The 19,159-nt window shown below is 72.0% G+C and carries 19 protein-coding genes and 1 tRNA gene; 7 read left to right on the top strand and 13 right to left on the bottom strand.

Going from position 1 to position 19,159, the window contains the following annotated elements:
• Nucleotides 1-3 precede the first annotated feature (3 nt).
• From ACFY7E_RS15045 to ACFY7E_RS15010, 8 genes are all read right to left on the bottom strand, one after another.
• Entirely contained in the window at nt 4-1,062 is a 1,059-nt protein-coding gene (locus ACFY7E_RS15045; protein WP_389484743.1) for a phosphotransferase family protein, read from the bottom strand.
• A 135-nt stretch (nt 1,063-1,197) separates the two neighbouring features.
• Nucleotides 1,198-2,109 (bottom strand): MBL fold metallo-hydrolase, encoded by a 912-nt coding sequence (locus ACFY7E_RS15040; protein ID WP_389484740.1) that lies wholly within the window; start codon nt 2,107-2,109, stop codon nt 1,198-1,200.
• Between the two features lie 93 nt (nt 2,110-2,202).
• Nucleotides 2,203-2,499, bottom strand: a complete 297-nt coding sequence (locus ACFY7E_RS15035; protein WP_389484737.1) for a hypothetical protein — start codon at nt 2,497-2,499, stop codon at nt 2,203-2,205.
• A gap of 241 nt (nt 2,500-2,740) precedes the next feature.
• The gene (locus tag ACFY7E_RS15030; protein WP_389484734.1) at nt 2,741-3,076 is read right to left on the bottom strand and encodes a DUF202 domain-containing protein; all 336 of its coding nucleotides are present in this window, start codon (nt 3,074-3,076) and stop codon (nt 2,741-2,743) included.
• A 5-nt stretch (nt 3,077-3,081) separates the two neighbouring features.
• Entirely contained in the window at nt 3,082-3,474 is a 393-nt protein-coding gene (locus ACFY7E_RS15025; RefSeq protein ID WP_389484732.1) for a YidH family protein, read from the bottom strand.
• 74 nt (nt 3,475-3,548) lie between these two features.
• Nucleotides 3,549-4,073: an NUDIX domain-containing protein gene (locus ACFY7E_RS15020; RefSeq protein WP_389484730.1), complete on the bottom strand. Its 525-nt coding sequence runs from the start codon at nt 4,071-4,073 to the stop codon at nt 3,549-3,551.
• Between the two features lie 40 nt (nt 4,074-4,113).
• Nucleotides 4,114-4,878, bottom strand: a complete 765-nt coding sequence (locus ACFY7E_RS15015; RefSeq protein WP_389484727.1) for a glucose 1-dehydrogenase — start codon at nt 4,876-4,878, stop codon at nt 4,114-4,116.
• Nucleotides 4,875-5,540, bottom strand: coding sequence for a TetR/AcrR family transcriptional regulator (locus tag ACFY7E_RS15010; RefSeq protein ID WP_389484724.1), 666 nt, complete (start codon nt 5,538-5,540; stop codon nt 4,875-4,877). The genes ACFY7E_RS15015 and ACFY7E_RS15010 overlap by 4 nt, the downstream gene beginning before the upstream one ends.
• Before the next feature lie 104 nt (nt 5,541-5,644).
• On the opposite strand from ACFY7E_RS15010, the gene ACFY7E_RS15005 reads away from it, so the two are divergent.
• Genes ACFY7E_RS15005 through ACFY7E_RS14995 form a run of 3 tightly spaced genes read left to right on the top strand, consistent with a single transcriptional unit; the run spans nt 5,645 to nt 11,099 of the window.
• On the top strand, nt 5,645-7,300 hold the full coding sequence (locus tag ACFY7E_RS15005; RefSeq protein ID WP_389484721.1) for an FAD-binding dehydrogenase: 1,656 nt from the start codon (nt 5,645-5,647) through the stop codon (nt 7,298-7,300).
• 44 nt (nt 7,301-7,344) lie between these two features.
• On the top strand, nt 7,345-7,746 hold the full coding sequence (locus ACFY7E_RS15000; RefSeq protein WP_389484718.1) for a hypothetical protein: 402 nt from the start codon (nt 7,345-7,347) through the stop codon (nt 7,744-7,746).
• Nucleotides 7,743-11,099, top strand: a complete 3,357-nt coding sequence (locus ACFY7E_RS14995; protein ID WP_389484716.1) for a HEAT repeat domain-containing protein — start codon at nt 7,743-7,745, stop codon at nt 11,097-11,099. Before ACFY7E_RS15000 ends, ACFY7E_RS14995 begins: the two co-directional genes overlap by 4 nt.
• Here the strand turns inward: ACFY7E_RS14995 and ACFY7E_RS14990 are convergent.
• The 3 genes from ACFY7E_RS14990 to ACFY7E_RS14980 are packed head-to-tail and all read right to left on the bottom strand — an operon-like array spanning nt 11,087 to nt 13,553.
• The gene (locus ACFY7E_RS14990) at nt 11,087-11,518 is read right to left on the bottom strand and encodes an ASCH domain-containing protein (RefSeq protein WP_389484714.1); all 432 of its coding nucleotides are present in this window, start codon (nt 11,516-11,518) and stop codon (nt 11,087-11,089) included. The genes ACFY7E_RS14995 and ACFY7E_RS14990 overlap by 13 nt on opposite strands.
• Before the next feature lie 51 nt (nt 11,519-11,569).
• On the bottom strand, nt 11,570-12,982 hold the full coding sequence (locus tag ACFY7E_RS14985; protein ID WP_389484712.1) for a GntP family permease: 1,413 nt from the start codon (nt 12,980-12,982) through the stop codon (nt 11,570-11,572).
• A 49-nt stretch (nt 12,983-13,031) separates the two neighbouring features.
• The gene (locus tag ACFY7E_RS14980) at nt 13,032-13,553 is read right to left on the bottom strand and encodes a gluconokinase (protein WP_389484710.1); all 522 of its coding nucleotides are present in this window, start codon (nt 13,551-13,553) and stop codon (nt 13,032-13,034) included.
• A gap of 164 nt (nt 13,554-13,717) precedes the next feature.
• On the opposite strand from ACFY7E_RS14980, the gene ACFY7E_RS14975 reads away from it, so the two are divergent.
• The 4 genes from ACFY7E_RS14975 to ACFY7E_RS14960 all read left to right on the top strand — a co-directional run bounded on the left by ACFY7E_RS14975 (nt 13,718) and on the right by ACFY7E_RS14960 (nt 17,884).
• Nucleotides 13,718-14,419, top strand: a complete 702-nt coding sequence (locus ACFY7E_RS14975) for a FadR/GntR family transcriptional regulator (RefSeq protein WP_383441616.1) — start codon at nt 13,718-13,720, stop codon at nt 14,417-14,419.
• Nucleotides 14,420-14,587: 168 nt separating this feature from the next.
• Nucleotides 14,588-16,057, top strand: coding sequence for an amino acid permease (locus tag ACFY7E_RS14970; protein ID WP_389484707.1), 1,470 nt, complete (start codon nt 14,588-14,590; stop codon nt 16,055-16,057).
• Nucleotides 16,058-16,169: 112 nt separating this feature from the next.
• A complete protein-coding gene (locus ACFY7E_RS14965) occupies nt 16,170-17,255 on the top strand; it encodes an S-(hydroxymethyl)mycothiol dehydrogenase (RefSeq protein WP_389484705.1) in 1,086 nt (361 codons plus the stop codon).
• Nucleotides 17,255-17,884: an MBL fold metallo-hydrolase gene (locus tag ACFY7E_RS14960; RefSeq protein ID WP_383441610.1), complete on the top strand. Its 630-nt coding sequence runs from the start codon at nt 17,255-17,257 to the stop codon at nt 17,882-17,884. Before ACFY7E_RS14965 ends, ACFY7E_RS14960 begins: the two co-directional genes overlap by 1 nt.
• On the opposite strand, the gene ACFY7E_RS14955 is transcribed toward ACFY7E_RS14960, so the two are convergent.
• On the bottom strand, nt 17,868-18,794 hold the full coding sequence (locus tag ACFY7E_RS14955; RefSeq protein ID WP_389484702.1) for a pseudouridine synthase: 927 nt from the start codon (nt 18,792-18,794) through the stop codon (nt 17,868-17,870). The two genes, ACFY7E_RS14960 and ACFY7E_RS14955, sit on opposite strands and share 17 nt — an antisense overlap.
• Nucleotides 18,795-18,872: 78 nt before the next feature.
• A tRNA-Leu gene (locus ACFY7E_RS14950) sits at nt 18,873-18,960 on the bottom strand.
• Between the last annotated feature and the right edge of the window lie 199 nt (nt 18,961-19,159).

Below are 19,159 nucleotides of genomic sequence, written 5' to 3'. Positions count from 1 at the left end.
GGTTCAGCCCTCCTGAAGGGTGGTCAGGCCGTGTGCGATGAAGACGGGGACGAGTTCGCCGATGCGGTCGAAGCCGGCGCCGACCGTCTGGCCGAGGGTGTAGCGGTAGTGGATGCCCTCCAGGATCACGGCGAGCTTGAACCAGGCGAAGGCCGTGTACCAGGAGAGGGCGGAGGTGTCGCGGCCCGAGCGGGCCGCGTAGCGCTCGACCAGCTCGGCGGCGCTCGGGTGGCCGGGAGCCGTGGCGGTCGTGGAGATGGGGGAGTTCGGCAGGTCCAGCGGGGTGCTGTACATGACGAGGAGGCCGAGGTCGGTGAGCGGGTCGCCGAGCGTGGACATCTCCCAGTCCAGGACGGCCCGGATCCGGTCGTCGGGGCCGACGAGGACGTTGTCGAGCCGGTAGTCGCCGTGGATCACGGTGGGCGGGGGAGAGGCGGGCAGCGCCCGGCCGAGGGCGGCGTGCAGCTCGTCGATGCCGGGCAGCTCGCGGCCCCGCGAGGCGTCGAGCTGCTTGCCCCAGCGCCGCAGCTGCCGGTCGAGGAAGCCGTCGGGGCGCCCGAAGTCACCGAGCCCGACGGCGGCCGGGTCCACGGCGTGCAGGGTGACGAGGGTGTCGACCAGGCCGAGGACGGCGGCGCGGGTGCGCTCGGGGCCCAGCGGGGCGAGCTCGCGGGCCGAGCGGTACGGCGTCCCCTCGACGAACTCCATGACGTAGAACGGCGCGCCGAGCACCGACTCGTCCTCGCAGAGCAGGACCGTCCCGGGGACGGGCACGTCCGTCGCGTGCAGGGCGCTGATCACCCGGTGCTCGCGCCGCATGTCGTGGGCGGTGGCCAGGACGTGGCCGAGCGGGGGCCTGCGCACGACCCAGCGGCCGGCGGCGGTGCCGTCGGTCACCGCGTACGTCAGGTTCGACCGCCCGCCCTCGATCAGCCGGGCTTCGAGGGGTCCGGCCACCAGGCCGGGCCGCTCGCGGTCGAGGAGGTCGCGCAGCCGCTCGGGGTCGAGACCCGGTGGGGGTACCTCCCGCGTCGTGGGCTGCGGGTCAGGGGCGGAGCTCATCGGGCGTACCTCCGGATCGGCTGCGGTCGGCCCTCATGATGACCGACCAGTCGGTATGTCGTCCAGAGGGGTGTCCGCCGCCCTCCACGGGCGCGCGTGCCGGGAGGCCGTCCTCGGCACGCGCCCCCGGGCGGCTCAGGCGTGGCAGGCCACCGGCACCCCGCCGTTCATCGCGGCCATGTCGCCGAACACCGTCGCCGGGTCCAGCGGATGCCCCTCCGGCAGGCCCGCCAGCTCCGCGTGGGCCCGGTGCAGATTGGCCACCAGTCGCTCGCTCTCCCGCCACGCGGCGAACTCGCCGAGCTCCGCCCGCCGCGCCGTCTCCAGGGGCGCCTCCCCCTTCGCGTACCCCTCGGCGGCCAGCTCCCGCACCCACAGCAGGTACCGCTCCGTCGCGTCGTACGCGGAGGGGTCGGTCACCCGCCCGTGGCCCGGCACCACCGTCGGCGCGTCGAGCGCGCGCAGCAGGGCGAGCGCGCGCAGCGAACCGGCGAGCGACCCCATCGGCAGGAACGGCGTCCCGCCGTGGAAGACCAGGTCGCCCGTGAAGACCACCCCCTGCTCCGGGAGGTGCACGATCGAGTCGCCCGTGGTGTGCGCGGCACCCGGGTGGATCACCCGCACCTCGATCCCGCCGACGTGCAGCGTCAGCCGGTCGGTGTACGTGACGGACGGCGGCAGGATCTCGACCCGGCCGAAGTCGGTCCGCGGCCAGATCAGATGGAGCTGGTGCCCGGCCGCCAACTGCTCGGCCCGGCAGTTCTCGTGCCCCACGATCCGCGCCTCGGGGGCGAACACCCCGTTCCCGTAGGTGTGGTCCCCGTGGTGGTGGGTGGAGACGACGGTCCGGGGCGGCGCGAGCCCCTCGGCGAGGACCGCGTCGCGCAGCAGCAGGGCCCGCCGTTCGGTGGCGGCGGTGTCGACGAGCAGCGACTCGTCCGCGTCGCCGAGGAAACCGGCGTTGTTCAGGCACCAGCCTCCGTCGGGCTGGACGAAGGCGTGGACGCGCGGGGCGAGGGTGACCACGTAGGGGTCGGTGGAAGGCAAGGGATTCCCCCGGATGAGAGCCGGACCTGACAGGGGGGAAGAATGCCGGTCGGCCCCGGTCCGGGGGAAGGAGGGGGCGGGTCGTTCACCGGATCAGTGGTCGTCCCAGTGCCCGTCGTGCACCGCGTGCCGGTGTCCGTCGTGCACGTAGTCGACGTGGTCGCCGTGCGTCACCGCCTGGTGGCCGCAGTCGGGCCCGTGCTCGTGCGCGTGGGCCTCGTGGGAGACGTGACCGGCCGGCTCGCACTCGTCCCAGTGGCCCGAGTGCTCGCGGTGCAGGTGCCCGTCGTGCGCGTAGTCGACATGGTCTCCGTGGGCCACCGCCCGGTGGCCGCAGTCCGGACCGTGGGCGTGGGCGTGCGTGGGGTGTTCGTGGTGGAGAACGGTCATCACATGGCCTCTGTGAGGGAACTGCTGACCTTCCCAGGCTAGTCCGATGTGCCCGGCTCGTCCTGGTTCGGAAGGCTCACCACGCCCGTGTCCCCCTACGGGATTTCCGCCGCGTTCGTGTCCCCGTGCCGGGCCCGCCCAGTGTCCCTGTGCCGGGCCCGTTCCGTGTCCCCGTACTGGACTCGCCCGGTGTCCCCGTGCCGGACCCGCCCAGTGGCCCCGTATCGCGGCTCCACCGACCTCACCAGATCAGCGCCGCCCCGAAGAAGGCGAACCCGATCGTGCACGCGGCGGCGAGCAGTGCGCCCCGGTGGGTGAGCGGGCGCGGCCGGACCGCGTCCAGGGAGCGGATCCGGCGGTGGGCCACCGCCAGGAACAGGACCCACGCGAGGGCGGAGAGGGCGAGCGCGGCGAGCCCCCCGGGCGCGGCCTCGCCCTGGACGGCCAGCTTCACGGCGAGCACCGCCACGACCGTGCAGGAGAGCGTGGTGCGCCGCCAGGCGAGCCGGGTCCGCTCCGGCTGGAGCCCGGGGTCCCGGGTCACCACCGAGCCGGCTCCGTCTCCGTCCTGGGGCACCGCCACTACCCGGCCCAGCCGAAGAGCACGACCACCACCATCGCGAGCGCCACCACGGCCACCGCCAGGCCGAGGACCGCCGGGAACCGGGACACCGGCAGGTCCTCGCCGCGCCGCATCGCCCGCTCGCACCGCATCCAGTGGTTGACCGCGCGCAGGGCGCACAGCACCCCGGACGCGAGCAGCGCGAGCGCGAGTCCGACCCGCACTCCCCACCGCAGGTCCGGCAGGAACTGGTCGACGGCGAAGCCGCCGCCGACCAGGGCGAGCGCGGTCCGGATCCAGGCGAGGAAGGTCCGTTCGTTGGCGAGGGAGAAGCGGTAGTCGGGGGTGTCCCCCTCGTCCCGGATCCGCTGCGGCGCGAACCAGAGCCGCAGACTCTGCACGAAATCGCTCACACGTGCACCCTAACGGCCTGATCATCGGACCGCCCGGCGCGCCGGGGCCCGTGACAGGACACCCCTGGGGGGTGTCAGCCCCGCCCCTCCGTCTCGTGCGCCCGCAGCCGCTCGTACGCGGCGAGCCCGTCCGGCACCCACTCCCACTCGCCGAGCCGCGCGGCCAGCTCGTCCTCCGTCAGGAAGGCGTGCCAGGCGACCTCCTCGGCCTGCGGGTCCACCGGCAGCTCGCAGCGGACCTCGTACACGGCCGACCACCACTTCCCGGCCACGCCCCCGGAGTCGTACAGGAAGCGCAGCACCGGCTCGGGGCGGGGGAGGCCCCGCACCCCCAGCTCCTCCTCGGCCTCGCGCAGCGCGGCCTCGTCGTAGGACTCGCCCGCACCGACGACACCGCCGACGAACATGTCGTACATCGAGGGGAAGACCAGCTTCGTCGGCGTCCTGCGGTGGACGAAGACCCTGCCGTCGGCGTCCCGGGCGCGGATGAACACGCAGCGGTGGATCAGGCCCCGCGCGTACACCTCACCGCGCGGGGCCCGTCCGATCACCCGGTCCTGCTCGTCGACGACGTCGAGAATCTCTTCGGCGGAACTCATGCCGCCATCCAAGCAAAGCCGCGCGGGGAACCGCCCGGTCTCACTGCCCCATGACGTACTTGACCGTCGGACCGGTCGTCCAGCCGCCGTCCACCGCCAGCTCGGCGCCCGTCACGTACGAGGCGGCGTCCGAGAGCAGGAAGACGACCGCGCCCGCGATCTCACCGGCCTCGCCGACCCGGCCCATCGGGGTGTTCGGGTACTTGCCCTCGCCGCGCTCGATGCCGACGGAGGCCGTCATCGGGGTGTACGTCATGCCCGGGTGGACGGAGTTGACGCGGATCCGCGCCGTGCCGAGCTCCACCGCGCCGATCTTCGTCAGGCCGCGCACGCCCCACTTGGAGGCGCCGTAACCGGCCGTCAGCGCCAGACCCATCAGGCCGGCGGCCGAGGAGACGTTGACGATCGAGCCGCCGCCCGCCTCCCGCATCGCGGGGATCACGGCCTTCATGCCGATGAAGACGCCGGTGAGGTTGATGTCGAGGACCTTGCGGAAGTGCTCGACGGACTCGGTCTCCAGGAGGGTGCCGGTGGACACGCCGGCGTTGTTCACCAGGCCGTGCAGCCCGCCGAACTCCGCCACCGCGTACGCGACGGCCGCCGCCCACTCCTCCTCGGAGGTCACGTCGTGGTGGAGGAACCGTGCCCGCTCGCCGAGCTCCTCGGCGGTGGCCCGCCCCTCCTCGTCCAGGACGTCGGTGATCACGACGTTCGCTCCGGCGGCCACGGCCTGCCGGGCGGCCTCGGCGCCCAGGCCCCGGGCGCCGCCGGTGATGACGACGGTCCTGCCGGTGAGGTCGTTCATGAGGGATCCTTTCGGTGGTCCGCCGGCTCCGGCCGGGGGGCGCGCAGCAGGGCGGTGGTGGTCTGGGCGAGATCGGCGAGGAAGAGCGCCTCGCCGGTGAGGGGCTCGGTGCCGTCGAGGTACTGCCGGGCCCGGTCCGCCAGGGCCGCGCCGACCACGGTCAGCGCCAGGTCGAGCCGCTCCAGGAGCAGTGGCTCGGGCAGCCCGGTGGCGGCGAGGCGGTCCGCGATCCGCTCGATCAGGCGCCAGTAGCCGGTGCCGGCGAGCGTGGGGTGGGGCGTGCGGGCGCGGACCCCGCTCTCGTGGCTGAGCTGCGCGGAGATCCGCAGGCAGCGCCGGCCCCGCTCGGTGCGCAGCTCACTGGCCTCGGCGGTGACGAGCGCCGTGACCAGCCCCTTCAGATCACCGTCCGCGCTTCCACTGTCCACACTCTCCAGGAGCGGCGCGAGGACCGCTTCCGTACGGGCCTGGCGCCCGGCCATCACGGCGTCGAGCAGCCCGGCGCGCGAGCCGAAGTGGTACTGCACGGCGGAGGGGTTCGCCTGCCCGGCGCGGGCCACGACGTCCCGCAGCTGCGCTCCGTGGACGCCCTGGGCGGCGAAGAGCTCCTCCGCCGCGCGGATCAGTTTCTCCCGGGTCTCGGGACCCGATGTCCTGGCCATACGACCATATTAATGCTGAGCATTAAAAAGCGAGAAGGGCTCCAGGGTCCGGGAAGGGGCTCGAACGGTTGACTGGATACACCGGTGTATCCAAGATGCGGTCCATGTCCTACGACGCTGACGTGATCGTCATCGGGGCCGGCCTCGCCGGCCTCGTCGCCACCGCCGAGCTGGTCGACGCCGGCCGCACCGTGATCCTCCTCGACCAGGAGCCCGAGCAGTCCCTCGGCGGCCAGGCCCACTGGTCCTTCGGCGGCCTCTTCCTGGTCGACTCGCCCGAACAGCGCCGGATGCGCGTCAAGGACAGCCAGGCCCTCGCCCTCCAGGACTGGCACGGCACCGCCGGCTTCGACCGCACCGAGGACCACTGGCCGAGGAAGTGGGCCGAGGCGTACGTCGACTTCGCGGCCGGCGAGAAGCGCGCCTGGCTCCACGCGCGCGGGGTGCGCTTCTTCCCCGTCGTCGGCTGGGCCGAGCGCGGCGGCTACGACGCCACCGGGCACGGCAACTCCGTCCCCCGTTTCCACATCACCTGGGGCACGGGCCCCGGCCTCGTCGCCCCCTTCGAGCGGAAGGTCCGCGAGGGCGTCGCCCGAGGCCTCGTCCACCTCCGCTTCCGCCACCGCGTCACCGGCCTCGGCCGCACCGCCGGAGCCGTCGACACCGTCACCGGCGAGATCCTGGAACCCTCCACCGTCCCGCGCGGCACCGCCAGCGGCCGCGAGACCACCGGCTCCTTCGCCCTGCGCGCCCAGGCCGTGATCGTCACCTCCGGCGGCATCGGCGGCAACCACGACCTCGTGCGCGCCCAGTGGCCCGCCCGCCTGGGCACCCCGCCCGCCAAGCTGCTCTCCGGCGTCCCCGCGCACGTCGACGGCCTCATGCTCGGCATCGCCGAGAAGGCCGGCGCCAGCCACATCAACCGCGACCGGATGTGGCACTACACCGAGGGCATCGAGAACTGGAACCCCGTCTGGGCCCGCCACGGCATCCGCATCCTGCCCGGCCCGTCCTCCCTCTGGCTCGACGCCACCGGCAAGCGCCTGCCCGTGCCGCTCTTCCCCGGCTTCGACACCCTCGGCACCCTCGAACACATCACGCGGACCGGGTACGACCACACCTGGTTCGTCCTCGACAAGAAGATCATCGGCAAGGAGTTCGCCCTCTCGGGCTCCGAGCAGAACCCCGACCTGACCGGCAAGTCGGTCCGCGACGTCATCGGGCGCGCGCGGGCGGACGTGCCCGGTCCCGTCCGGGCCTTCATGGACAAGGGCGTCGACTTCGTCGTCGAGAAGGACCTCTCCGCCCTGGTCCGGGGCATGAACGCGCTCACCGACGAGCCGCTGATCGACGAGGCCGCCCTGCGCCGCGAGATCACCGCCCGCGACCGCGGGATCGCCAACCCCTTCACCAAGGACCTCCAGGTCACCGCGATCCGGGGGGCCCGCAAGTACCTGGGCGACAGGCTCATCCGCACGGCGACCCCGCACCGCATCCTCGACCCCGGCGCGGGCCCGCTGATCGCCGTGCGCCTCAACATCCTCACCCGCAAGTCCCTCGGCGGCCTGGAGACCGACCTCGACTCCCGCGTCCTGACGGAGGGCGGCGAACCGCTGGAGGGCGTGTACGCGGCGGGCGAGGCGGCCGGCTTCGGCGGCGGAGGCGTCCACGGCTACCGCTCCCTCGAAGGCACCTTCCTCGGCGGCTGCGTCTTCTCGGGCCGCGCGGCGGGGCGGGCGGCGGCGAGGGCGGTGGGCTGACGCGGGGTCCCGTACCGGGGCAAGATGACGGTGTGACAAAGCGCTTGGTTTTCACGACAGTCGGAGCGGTCCTGGCCATGGGCGGCCTGGCGACCTTCCTCGTCCTCCAGGGCCTGGACGCGGCGGACAAGTGGAGCAGCGTCCTGAGCCTGTTCTTCACGGCGGCGGGGTTCGGCCTCACCCTGGTGGGCCTCTTCGCGCGGGGCTCCCGGCAGTCGGCGGACCACGCGGCCACCGGCGGCTCCCTGCACCAGGTCAGGAACGTCACGGGCGACGTCGTCATCAGGGCCGTGGGCGGTACGGTCGCCCCGCCCACGGCCGCTCCTGCCGAGGGCCAGGGCGGCGGAACGCAATCGGCCCACGGGGCCCGTACGGCGGGGGACCTGCACCAGATCGACGGGGTGGGCGGCTCGGTCCGCGTCGAACCGCCGACGGCGAACCCGTGAGGCGCTTCTTCAAGCGCCGCAAAGCGTCCCAGTCGGTGGCGGGGGTGGCGACGGACGGCCCGATCACCCAGATCGACCGGGTCGGGGGAAACGTCACCGTCGTCGTGGGGCAGCGGCAGGCCCCGCCCGCCCCGCCGGAGTTCGAGGCGGCCCGCGAGCGGTACGCGGCCCGCGTCCGCCAGCGCTACGGCCGCCTGGACCTGGAGGTCCTCACCCCGCTCCGCGAACAGGACGAACACCCGGTCCTCCACCTGCGGGACGTCTTCGTCCCCCAGTCGGTACGCGCCGACCCGCCGCCCGTGGAACTGCCCCAGGAGCTTCTCCGCCGCCTGATGGACCCGGCCGAGGCGGAGCTGCACGACCTGCCGCCCGGCATCGACCGGGAGACGGTCGACCGCGTCCGCCGCGCGTACCGGGAGCGGCCGCCGCTGCCCGTACTCGACGTCCTGGGCACGCCGGAGCACGACCGCGTCGTCCTGCTCGGCAACCCGGGCTCGGGCAAGTCCACCCTGGCCCGCTACCTGGCTCTCGTCCTCACGGCCCCCGAACCTTCCGCGGGTCTCCATGCCCTGCGAGGCAGCCTTCCTCTGATCGTCGAACTCCGGGAGTACGCGCAGCCCGCCTGGCGCGAGCGGACCTTCGAGGACTTCCTGGCCCACCAGTACGAGACGGAGGGCCTGGGCCTCCCGCCGGAGACGCTGATCGCCCTCCTGTCCGGTGAGGGCCCGTACACGGCCCTCGTGGTCTTCGACGGCCTGGACGAACTCTTCGAGAAGGACGTCAGGGACGCGGTCGCCCGCCGCGTCGCGGGCTTCGCCGCCCGCCACCCCCGGACCCGGATCGTCGTCACCTCACGCGGCTACGGCTACCAGCGGGCCGTCCTGGACGGCGCCGGCTTCACCAACTTCATGCTCCAGGACCTGGACCGGGAGCAGATCGGCGCGTTCGCGGAGCAGTGGTTCTCGCTCGCGTGCCCCGACGACCCGACCCGGGCCCGGAAACTGATCGAACGCGTCACGACGGCCGTGGACGCCTCCACCTCGGTCCGCGAACTCGCGGGCAATCCGCTGATCCTCACGATCCTCGCCATCATCGGCCGCCGCCGCGAACTCCCGCGCGACCGGCGCACGGTGTACGAGCACGCGGTCGACGTCCTGGTGGAGCACTGGGACCCCAGCAAGTACCTCAAGGACCGCCAGGTCGAGGAACACCTGCCGTACTTGGGCCCCGAGGACAAGCGTGAACTCCTGCGCCTCATCGCCCGCCAGATGCAGGAAGGCCACGGCGGCATCTCCGGCAACCACATAGCGGGCCCGGACCTCCTGAAGAGCTTCGAGGAGTACCTGAGGGACCGCTACGCCCTCCCACCGGACCGCGCGGCGACGGCGGCCCGCGTGATGCTTGACCAGTTCCGCCACCGCAACTTCATCCTCAGCCGCTACGGCGGCGAGATCTACGGCTTCGTCCACCGCACCTTCCTGGAGTACCTGGCGGCGACGGACCTGGCCCACCGCTTCAACCAGGAACGCAGCCTCTCGGAGACGGACCTCCAGGACCTCTTCGCGGACAAGGTCCACGACCCGACGTGGCACGAGATCCTGCTGTTGCTGGTGGGACTGCTGGACGAACGGTTCGTGGCGGGGGTGATCGACCGGTTGCTGGGGGCGCGCGAGGTCGCGGCCCCCTTCGGGAAGGGTGACGACACGCCCTTCGTCGAGGTGGCCTTCGTCGCACGGTGCCTGGCGGAGGTCCGCCGCATCGGGGCACTGGCTCCGCAGAGCACGGCCATGGTGGAGCGGATTACCCAGCTGTTCGAATTCGCCTGGGCGCTGGAAAGAAGCTATTTCTTCCCCTTTCCGCATGTGGAGAGTCTGGGACCGGCCCTGATGGCACTAGGCGCGGACTGGGCGGGCCGGGACGACTACCTGCGGTGGTACGAGCGGTGGAGCCGTCGGCAGTCCGGCGAGGTACGAGCGCTGGCGGACAACTCCACGGATCGGCTCGCCGTGAAGATTCTCCTGTTCCTCCGCGGCAGAGGGGAGCTGCCACGCTTCGAACTCCTCACCGAGACGGCAAGAAACGGGGACCGTCCTCTGATGAGGATCGCCGCGGCGGACCTGCTCCTGCACGAGGCGGGCCACGGGCCGGTGGCACAGGAGTTGGTGGAGCACTGCGTACGGCACGACCCCAGCGACCACGTACGGTCGTGGTTCCAGCGGTATCTGGTGTACGAAGACAAGGCCGCCTCCGATCGAATGGTCGACTTCGCCGTCGAGCAACTGGCCGACGAGGCCGAAAAGATGCGGGGGTGGGCACTCGACTACCTGCAGCGACGCCAAGCCGTCACTCCCGGGGCCCGCGCCTTGCTCGACGGCCTTGTCCGCCGCCCTGGCTCACCTCTGCGCGGCCAGGCCATGCGCGTGCTCGCCCTGTACGCCGACGATGGAACAGGGGCGATGGAGCTTCTGCGGGACGTGCTGACGGACACCGATCCCGGGGTCCGCGCCGCGGCGCTGTCCGCGGTGGTGACGAGGACCGGCGACGAGCCCGCAGTCCGTGCTTTCGTCCAGGAGCGGATGAGGAGCGACGAGAGCCCCGAGGCGATGGCGGCCGCAATCGACGCAGTGGGGGAGATCGGATCCGATGACCCGGATACGCACACACGCCTGTGCCACCTGTCCGGCCACGAGGACCCCAACGTGCGCGAAGCCGCCCTCCGCTGCCTGGCCGAGACGGGCATCCAGGAGGAGGCCCTGACGGAGCTGTTCCTCCACCGGCTGGCACACGACGAGTCCCACCAGGTCCGTGCGAACGCCCTACGCCTCTTCGTGCAACACGGCGAGGACGCCGCGGCGATCCGGGGCTCCCTTCGCGACCGGGCACGGAACGACCCGAGCCCGATGGTCCAGGAACGGGCTCTGACGTGGCTCGTGGACCTGGACCCCGAGGGCGCGTACGATCTGGTTGTCGAACACGCCCGTACACACCCCGACAGGGGGCCGCGGCACTCGGCCCTTGCTCATCTGCTGGTCGTGTACGGAGGCATCCCCGAGGCGGTGTGCCTCATCCGCGACCTCGCGGTGCGCGATGAGCAATCCGGCGTACGGCTCTCGGCCCTGCAGAGCCTCCTGGAGTACCACAGCGACTCCGCGCTCACGGTCCTGGCGCGGGACCGCTTCGAACACGACCCCGATGCGGAAGTCCGGTACGCGGCCCTCCGCATCCTCGCCGATCTCCGGCGCGACGATCCCGCCCTCGTCCCCGTTCTCCGGCGGGCGGCCGGAAGCGATCAGCAGACGATCCGCGACCTCGCGAACCGCCTCCTCGCCGTCCTCGCCCCTCAGGTCCCCTGAAACACCTCCACCACCCGGAACCACTCCACGACCAACATCGTGTCCCCGTCCACCACGAACCCCGGGTCCCCCAGCGCCTCCCGCATCTCCTCGCCGTGCCAGAAGGTCTCGTGGCCCGCGCGCCACTCCGCGACCGACCGGTACCCCTCGCCCTCGGCGAGTGCGAGGCGGAGGTCCGCGTCGCGCAGGGGCAGGACATGGACCTCCGTGATCTCCACGACCGCCACCTCGCGGCCGTCCGAGTCGATGACCGCCGACCGTTCGCCGACCTCGGGCAGCTCCTCCCGCTCGGCCTCGTACTCCAGGAGGAGCCCCGTCGTGGCGGTCTTCTCGCCGGAGAGGACCGCCGCGACGAGCCGGTCCCGCAGGGGGCCGGGGAAGGCGAGAAGGAAGGGCTTGAGCGCGTGAGGGCCGGTCATGGCGACAGTCTGTCAGCCACGACCGGCCCTCACCGGTGGATTCCTCCGCCGCTACAGCACCAACGACAGCAGCAGCACGAACACGATGCCCACGACCGAGATGATCGTCTCCATCACCGACCAGGTCTTGATCGTCTGGCCGACGCTCATGCCGAAGTACTCCTTCACCAGCCAGAACCCGGCATCGTTGACATGGCTGAAGAAGAGCGAACCGGCACCGATCGCGAGCACGAGCAGCGCCGTCTCGCCCGTCGACATGCCCTCCGCCAGCGGAGCCACGAGCCCCGCCGCCGAGATCGTCGCCACCGTCGCCGAACCCGTCGCGAGCCGGATCGCGACCGCGATCAGCCAGGCGAGCAGCAGGGCCGGGATGGACCAGCTCTTGGAGAAGTCCAGGATCATCCGGCCGACGCCGATGTCGATCAGGGTCTGCTTGAAGCCGCCGCCCGCGCCGACGATCATCAGGACGCCCGCGATCGGGGCGAGGGACTTCTCGACGGTCGAGGACAGCCGCTCCTTGGTGAAGCCGGCCGCCCGGCCCAGGGTGAAGAGCGCCACTATGACGGCGGCGAGCAGCGCGATCAGCGGCGAGCCGATGACGTCGGTGACCTTCTGGACGCCGTTCTCGGGGTCGTCCACGACGATGTCGACGAGCGCCTTCACCAGCATCAGGACGACCGGGAGCAGCACGGTCGCGACGGTCACGCCGAAGCCGGGACGCTTCTCCAGGTCCTCGGAGGGCCGCGTCGCCCCGTCAAGGGAACTCAGCATGTTCTCGGGGACCTTGATGTCCACCCAGCGGGCCGCGTACCGGGAGAAGACCGGACCGGCGATGATCACGGTCGGGATCGCGACGACGAGGCCGAGGGCGAGGGTGACGCCCAGGTTGGCGCCGACGGCGTCGATCGCGACGAGCGGGCCGGGGTGCGGCGGGATGAGCCCGTGCATCACGGAGAGGCCGGCGAGGGCCGGGATGCCGATCCGCATCAGGGAGTAGTTGCCGCGCTTGGCGACGAGCAGCACGACCGGGATCAGCAGCACGATGCCGACCTCGAAGAAGAGCGGCAGGCCGATCACGGAGGCGATGAGCACCATCGCCCAGGGCATGGCCCGGCCGCTCGCCCTCGCCAGGATCGTGTCGACGATCTGGTCGGCGCCGCCGGAGTCCGCGAGCAGCTTGCCGAGGATGGCGCCGAGGGCGATCAGCACGCCCACGCCGGCGACGGTGGCGCCGAGGCCGGTGGTGAAGGACTTGATGGTGTCCGCGAGCGGCGCGCCCGCGAACGCGCCGAGCGCGAGCGACCCGATGGTCAGCGCCAGGAACGCGTGCAGCTTGAACTTGGTGATGAGCAGGACGATGACGGCGATGCCGGCGAGCACGGCGATCCCGAGCTGGGCGTTGCCCGCCGAGGTGATCGGTTCGGCGGCGTCCGCTGCCAGGATCTCGACGCTGAGACTGGTCACGGTGGTGTCCTTCGTACGGGCAGGAGAGAAGAAAGAAGGGGCGGAGGGGTCAGCCGGCCCGGCCGCACAGTGCGGCGACGGCGCGGGCGGTGATCTCCTCGGGGGTGCCGGACACGTCGACGGCGACGCCGGCCTCGTCGTCCTGGAGCGGTTCCAGGGTGGCGAACTGGGAATCGAGCAGCGCCGTCGGCATGAAGTGCCCCTTGCGCGCGGCCATCCGGCCCTCGATGAGCTCCCGGTCGCCGGTCAGATGCAGGAAGACGACGCCGGGAGCGGCGGCACGCAGCCGGTCCCGGTACGCCCGCTTCAGCGCGGAACTGCTCACCACGCCGCCGAGCCCGGCCCGGCCGTGCGCCCACTCCCCGATGGCGTCGAGCCAGGGCCCCCGGTCCTCGTCGTCCAGCGGGACGCCGGCCGACATCTTGGCGACGTTCGCCGGCGGGTGGAAGTCGTCGCCCTCGGCGTAGGGGAGGCCGAGGGCCTCGGCGACCAGCGGACCGATGGTGGTCTTGCCGGTCCCAGAGACGCCCATCACGACGACGACGGGAGGGGCCTGGGGAGTGCTGCTCATGGGTGCCTCGCTGTCTTCTTCGACATCGATTCCGTTGTCCGTCGCGCTCATGAAACCCATTGGGTACGACGTATTCAAGAGACTGTGACATAAAAGTCGTACTTTTTGTTCCGGGGTGCGCTTCGGAGGTGATCGCTCCCGCCTACCCGCATAGGCTGGTCCCCATGACGACACAGGCCCAGGGGCTCCACTCCCACGTCCTGGCCACCCTGGGCCTCGCGATCACCGCGGGGGAGTACCCGCCCGGCACCGTGATCCGCACCGACGAGCTCGCCCGGCGCTTCGACGTCTCCCGGACCGTGGTCCGCGAGGTCGTCCGGGTCCTGGAGTCCATGCACCTCGTCGAGTCCCGCCGCCGCGTCGGCGTGACCGTGCTCCCCACCGCGAGCTGGAACGTCTACGACCCCCAGGTCATCCGCTGGCGCCTGGCCGGCGCCGATCGCCCCCGCCAGCTCCGCTCGCTCACCGTGCTGCGCTCCGCCGTCGAGCCCGTGGCCGCCGGCCTGGCGGCCGAGAACGCCACCCCCGAGCAGTGCCGCGAGCTCACCGAGCAGGCCCTCGGCATGGTCGCCACCTCGCGCGGCCGGCGCCTGGAGGAGTACCTCGTCCACGACATCGCCTTCCACCGGGTCGTCCTCAACGCCTCCGGCAACGAGATGTTCGCCCGCCTCGGCGACGTCGTCGCGGAGGTCCTCACCGGCCGCACCCACCACCACGTGATGTTCGAGGACCCCGACCCGGCCGCCGTCACCCTCCACGTCCAGGTCGCCGAGGCCGTACGGGAGCGGGACGCGGCCCGCGCCGAGGAGCTGACCCGGCAGATCGCGGTCGGCGCCCTCCAGGAGCTGGACGTCCTCGCGCCGTGAGAACCGGACGCAAGCTCTGAACTAGCTCAAATATGGGCGTTCAGTGACATGCGCCACAGTCGGTCACCGCCCCGTGCCGTGAGGATGTGCGCTGGTCGTACCGGGGAGACCCCCCCACCAGGGACGACCGGGTACCGCACCACCCCCCTCACGAAGGCGAACAACTCCATGAGTGACCGCGTCACCGCGGCCGATCCGCTGTCCGCCGCACCGGCGTCCGGCGGGCCCACGGCCGCCACCCCCCACGTCGACGCCGGCGACGCCGGATACCGCAAGGACCTCAAGTCCCGGCACATCAACATGATCGCCATCGGCGGCGCCATCGGCACCGGCCTCTTCCTGGGCGCCGGCGGCCGCATGTCACAGGCCGGCCCCTCCCTCTTCATCGCCTACGCCGTCTGCGGCGTCTTCGCCTTCCTCGTGGTCCGGGCCCTCGGCGAGCTGGTGCTCTACCGCCCCTCCTCCGGCGCCTTCGTCTCCTACGCCCGCGAGTTCATGGGCGAGAAGGGCGCCTACACGGCCGGCTGGCTCTACTTCCTCAACTGGTCGACCACCGCCGTCGCCGACATCACCGCGGCCGCCACCTACGCCCACTTCTGGTCGATGTTCAGCGACGTCCCGCAGTGGATCCTCGCCCTGATCGCCCTCGCGGTCGTCCTCGCCGCCAACCTCATCTCCGTGAAGTACTTCGGCGAGATGGAGTTCTGGTTCGCGATCGTCAAGGTCGCCGCCCTCGTCGTCTTCATGCTGGTCGGCATCTTCCTCGTCGTGACCTCCCACGACGTCGGCGGCCACACCCCGGGCCTCGGCACCATCACCGGCAACGGCGGCATCTTCCCCGAGGGCACGATGCCGATGCTGCTGCTCATCCAGGGCGTCGTCTTCGCCTACGCCTCCGTCGAACTGTGCGGCGTCGCCGCCGGCGAGACCGAGAACCCCGAGAAGATCATGCCGAAGGCGATCAACTCGATCATGTGGCGCGTGGGCCTCTTCTACGTCGGCTCCGTCGTCCTGCTCGCCCTCCTCCTGCCGTACACGGCCTACTCCGGCGACCAGAGCCCCTTCGTCACCGTCTTCGACGAGCTGGGCGTCCCCGGCGCCGCCGGCGTGATGAACCTCGTCGTCCTCACCGCCGCCCTCTCCAGCCTCAACTCGGGCCTGTACTCCACCGGCCGCATCCTGCGCTCCATGTCGCTCGCCGGCTCCGCGCCCCGCTTCACCGGCGTCATGAACAAGGGCGGCGTCCCCTACGGCGGCATCCTGCTCACCGCGGGCTTCGGCGTCCTCGGCGTCGCCCTCAACTACGTCATGCCCGGCGAGGCCTTCGAGCTGGTCCTCAACTTCGCCTCAATCGGCATCATCGGCACCTGGGCCATGATCATGGTCTGCTCGCTGCTGTTCTGGCGCCGCGCGAAGGAGGGCCGGGTCGTCCGCCCCGCCTACAACCTGCCCTGGGCCCCGTACACCCAGATCGTGACCCTGCTCTTCCTCGGCTCCGTCCTCGTCCTGATGTGGATGGACGAAGGCATCAGCCGCACCACCGTCAACTGCCTCCCGCTGATCGCGGCCGCGCTCGTCGGCGGCTGGTTCCTGGTCCGCGGCCGGGTCCGCGCGACCGCCGCGACCCCGCGCGACTGACGTATCGTCAGGGGACCCCCGCGGGCACGGCCTGCGGGGGTCTCGCCCCTTGTCGGGAGATAGTGGTACGCAGGAGCCTTGCAAGATCCGTTCGCAGAGAAGGAAGTTCGCGATGCCGCAGCACGTCCAGGGGGTCATCGCCCCCGGCAGGAACGAACCGGTACGGGTCGAGACGATCGTGATCCCCGATCCCGGCCCCGGCGAGGCCGTCGTGAAGATCCAGGCGTGCGGCGTCTGCCACACCGACCTGCACTACAAGCAGGGCGGCATCAACGACGAGTTCCCCTTCCTCCTCGGCCACGAGGCCGCCGGAATCGTCGAGTCGGTCGGCGAGGGCGTCACCGACGTGGCCCCCGGCGACTTCGTGATCCTCAACTGGCGTGCCGTGTGCGGCACCTGCCGCGCCTGTCTGCGCGGCCGCCCCTGGTACTGCTTCGACACCCACAACGCGAAGCAGAGGATGACCCTGCTCGACGGCACGGAGCTCTCCCCGGCCCTCGGCATCGGCGCCTTCGCCGAGAAGACCCTCGTCGCCTCCGGCCAGTGCACCAAGGTCGACCCCGCCGTCGCCCCCGAGGTCGCGGGCCTCCTCGGCTGCGGCGTGATGGCCGGCATCGGCGCCGCCCTCAACACCGGGAACGTCGGCCGCGGCGACACCGTCGCCGTCATCGGCTGCGGCGGCGTCGGCGACGCGGCGGTCGTCGGCTCCCGCCTCGCCGGAGCCGCGAAGGTCATCGCCGTCGACATCGACGACCGGAAGCTGGAGACGGCGAAGGCGATGGGCGCCACCCACACCGTCAACTCCCGCTCCACCGACCCCGTCGAGGCGATCCGCGAACTCACCGGCGGCTTCGGCGCCGACGTCGTCATCGAGGCCGTCGGCCGCCCGGAGACGTACGAACAGGCCTTCTACGCCCGCGACCTCGCCGGCACCGTCGTCCTCGTCGGCGTCCCCACCCCCGAGATGAAGCTCGAACTGCCCCTCCTGGACGTCTTCGGCCGCGGCGGCGCGCTCAAGTCCTCCTGGTACGGCGACTGCCTGCCCTCCCGGGACTTCCCGATGCTCGTCGACCTGCACCAGCAGGGCCGCATCGACCTCGCGGCCTTCGTCACCGAGACCATCGGCCTCGGCGAGGTCGAGAAGGCCTTCGCCCGCATGCACGAGGGCGACGTCCTGCGTTCGGTGGTGGTGCTGTGATGACCGCCCGGATCGACCACCTCGTCACCTCCGGCACCTTCAGCCTCGACGGCGGCACCTGGGACGTCGACAACAACGTCTGGATCGTCGGCGACGACACCGAGGCGATCGTCATCGACGCCGCCCACGACGCCGGGGCCGTCCTCGCCGCGCTCGACGGCCGCACCCTGCGCGCCATCGTCTGCACCCACGCCCACGACGACCACGTGAACGCGGCCCCGGCGCTCGCGGCCGCCACCGGCGCCCGCATCCTGCTCCACCCCGCCGACCTGCCGCTGTGGAAGCGGACCCACCCCGACCACAGCCCGGACGGCGACCTCGCCGACGGCCAGGTCCTCACCATCGCCGGCACCGACCTCACGGTCCTCCACACCCCGGGCCACGCCCCCGGGGCGGTCAGCCTGTACGCGCCGGAGCTCGGCACGGTCTTCACCGGCGACACCCTCTTCCAGGGCGGCCCCGGCGCCACCGGCCGGTCCTTCTCGGACTTCCCCACGATCGTCGACTCGATCCGGGACAAGCTCCTCACCCTGCCGCCGGAGACGGTGGTGCGCACCGGCCACGGCGACACCACCACCGTCGGCGCCGAGGCCCCCCACCTCCAGGAGTGGATCAGCCGGGGCCACTGAGCCGCAGCCGGCTCTCGAAGAGCGCCGCACGGCCCGTGAACGGGTCGGTGAACTCCAGCGTCCGCGCCAGCAGCCCCAGCGGACGCCCGAAGTCCTCCGGCCCGTCCTCACGGACCACCGGATAGACCGGATCGTTCAGGATCGGCAGCCCCAGCGCGTTCATGTGCACCCGCAGCTGGTGCGTCCGCCCGGTCACCGGCTCGAGCCGGTACCGGCCGAGCCCGCCCGCGTGCGCCACGAGGGCGATCCGGCTCTCGGCGTTCGGCTCGCCCGGCACCTCCCGGGCGGCCATCACCCCGCGCTCCTTCTCGATCCGGCTCCGCACCGTCACCGGCAGCCCCACCGCCGGGTCGTACGGCGCCACCGCCTCGTACTCCTTGCGCACGGCCCGGTCCCGGAACAGCGTCTGGTACGCCCCCCGGTCCTCCTCCCGCACGACGAACAGCACCAGCCCCGCCGTCAGCCGGTCGAGCCGGTGCGCGGCCTGCAGCCGGGGCAGCCCCAGCTCCCGCCGCAGCCGCGCCGTCGCGGTCTCCACGACGTGCCGCCCCCGGGGCATCGTCGCCAGGAAGTGCGGCTTGTCGGCCACCACGATCCGTTCGTCCCGGTACACGACCCCGACCCCGAACGGCACCGGCGTCTCCGGCGGGAAGTCCCGGTGGAACCAGATCCACCGCCCCGCGGCGTACGGCTCGTCCCCGCCGACCGGCCCGTCGGTCCCGACGAACCGCCCCGCCCGCAGCATCTCCTCGACCCGCCCGGCCCCGACGGCCGCCCCGTACCGGTCGAGCAGGTGGTCCCGTACGGTCGCCCAGGCGCCGTCCGGGTCCTCCGGCAGCCGCACCCGCACGGGATCGACCCCGTCCCGCTGCGGCAACGGCGACGCGGGGGCCCTGGTTCTGCGTCTCACCGCTCCGCCTCGTGACCGTCCGTACTCGTGCGCCCATGCGAAAGTCCCGGTCGAGAAGATCTCGACCGGGACTCCGTGTGGTGTCCGAGGGGGGACTTGAACCCCCACGCCCGATAAAGGGCACTAGCACCTCAAGCTAGCGCGTCTGCCATTCCGCCACCCGGACAAGGTGTCTGTCTTCCTGGCCGCTGGGCCCTTCCGACGAGGAAAACCATAGCAAACATTCGAGGTGGTCGATCACCCCCCCGGTGGCCGGGGAGGGCCCCCGGCATGTGACGGCCGCATGACGGGCGGCGGGCGGCCTTGGGCGGGGAGGGGGCCACGCGGGAGGATGGGGACGACCACCAGCAACCGCGTGGGGCACG

The organism is Streptomyces sp. NPDC012825 (assembly GCF_042900925.1).
In the GTDB taxonomy this organism is placed as follows: Bacteria; Actinomycetota; Actinomycetes; order Streptomycetales; family Streptomycetaceae; genus Streptomyces.
Note: the sequence above shows the minus strand (reverse complement) of the source record. Positions and strands in the feature narration are given on the sequence as shown.

Bases quoted from the DNA above. Each gene is read 5' to 3' on its own strand.
- ACFY7E_RS15045 (WP_389484743.1), bottom strand. From the start codon at position 1,062: ATGAGCTCCGCCCCTGACCCGCAGCCCACGACGCGGGAGGTACCCCCA.
- ACFY7E_RS15035 (WP_389484737.1), bottom strand. From the start codon at position 2,499: ATGACCGTTCTCCACCACGAACACCCCACGCACGCCCACGCCCACGGT.
- ACFY7E_RS15020 (WP_389484730.1), bottom strand. From the start codon at position 4,073: ATGAGTTCCGCCGAAGAGATTCTCGACGTCGTCGACGAGCAGGACCGG.
- ACFY7E_RS15015 (WP_389484727.1), bottom strand. From the start codon at position 4,878: ATGAACGACCTCACCGGCAGGACCGTCGTCATCACCGGCGGCGCCCGG.
- ACFY7E_RS15010 (WP_389484724.1), bottom strand. From the start codon at position 5,540: ATGGCCAGGACATCGGGTCCCGAGACCCGGGAGAAACTGATCCGCGCG.
- ACFY7E_RS15005 (WP_389484721.1), top strand. From the start codon at position 5,645: ATGTCCTACGACGCTGACGTGATCGTCATCGGGGCCGGCCTCGCCGGC.
- ACFY7E_RS14990 (WP_389484714.1), bottom strand. From the start codon at position 11,518: ATGACCGGCCCTCACGCGCTCAAGCCCTTCCTTCTCGCCTTCCCCGGC.
- ACFY7E_RS14980 (WP_389484710.1), bottom strand. From the start codon at position 13,553: ATGAGCAGCACTCCCCAGGCCCCTCCCGTCGTCGTCGTGATGGGCGTC.
- ACFY7E_RS14975 (WP_383441616.1), top strand. From the start codon at position 13,718: ATGACGACACAGGCCCAGGGGCTCCACTCCCACGTCCTGGCCACCCTG.
- ACFY7E_RS14970 (WP_389484707.1), top strand. From the start codon at position 14,588: ATGAGTGACCGCGTCACCGCGGCCGATCCGCTGTCCGCCGCACCGGCG.
- ACFY7E_RS14965 (WP_389484705.1), top strand. From the start codon at position 16,170: ATGCCGCAGCACGTCCAGGGGGTCATCGCCCCCGGCAGGAACGAACCG.
- ACFY7E_RS14960 (WP_383441610.1), top strand. From the start codon at position 17,255: ATGACCGCCCGGATCGACCACCTCGTCACCTCCGGCACCTTCAGCCTC.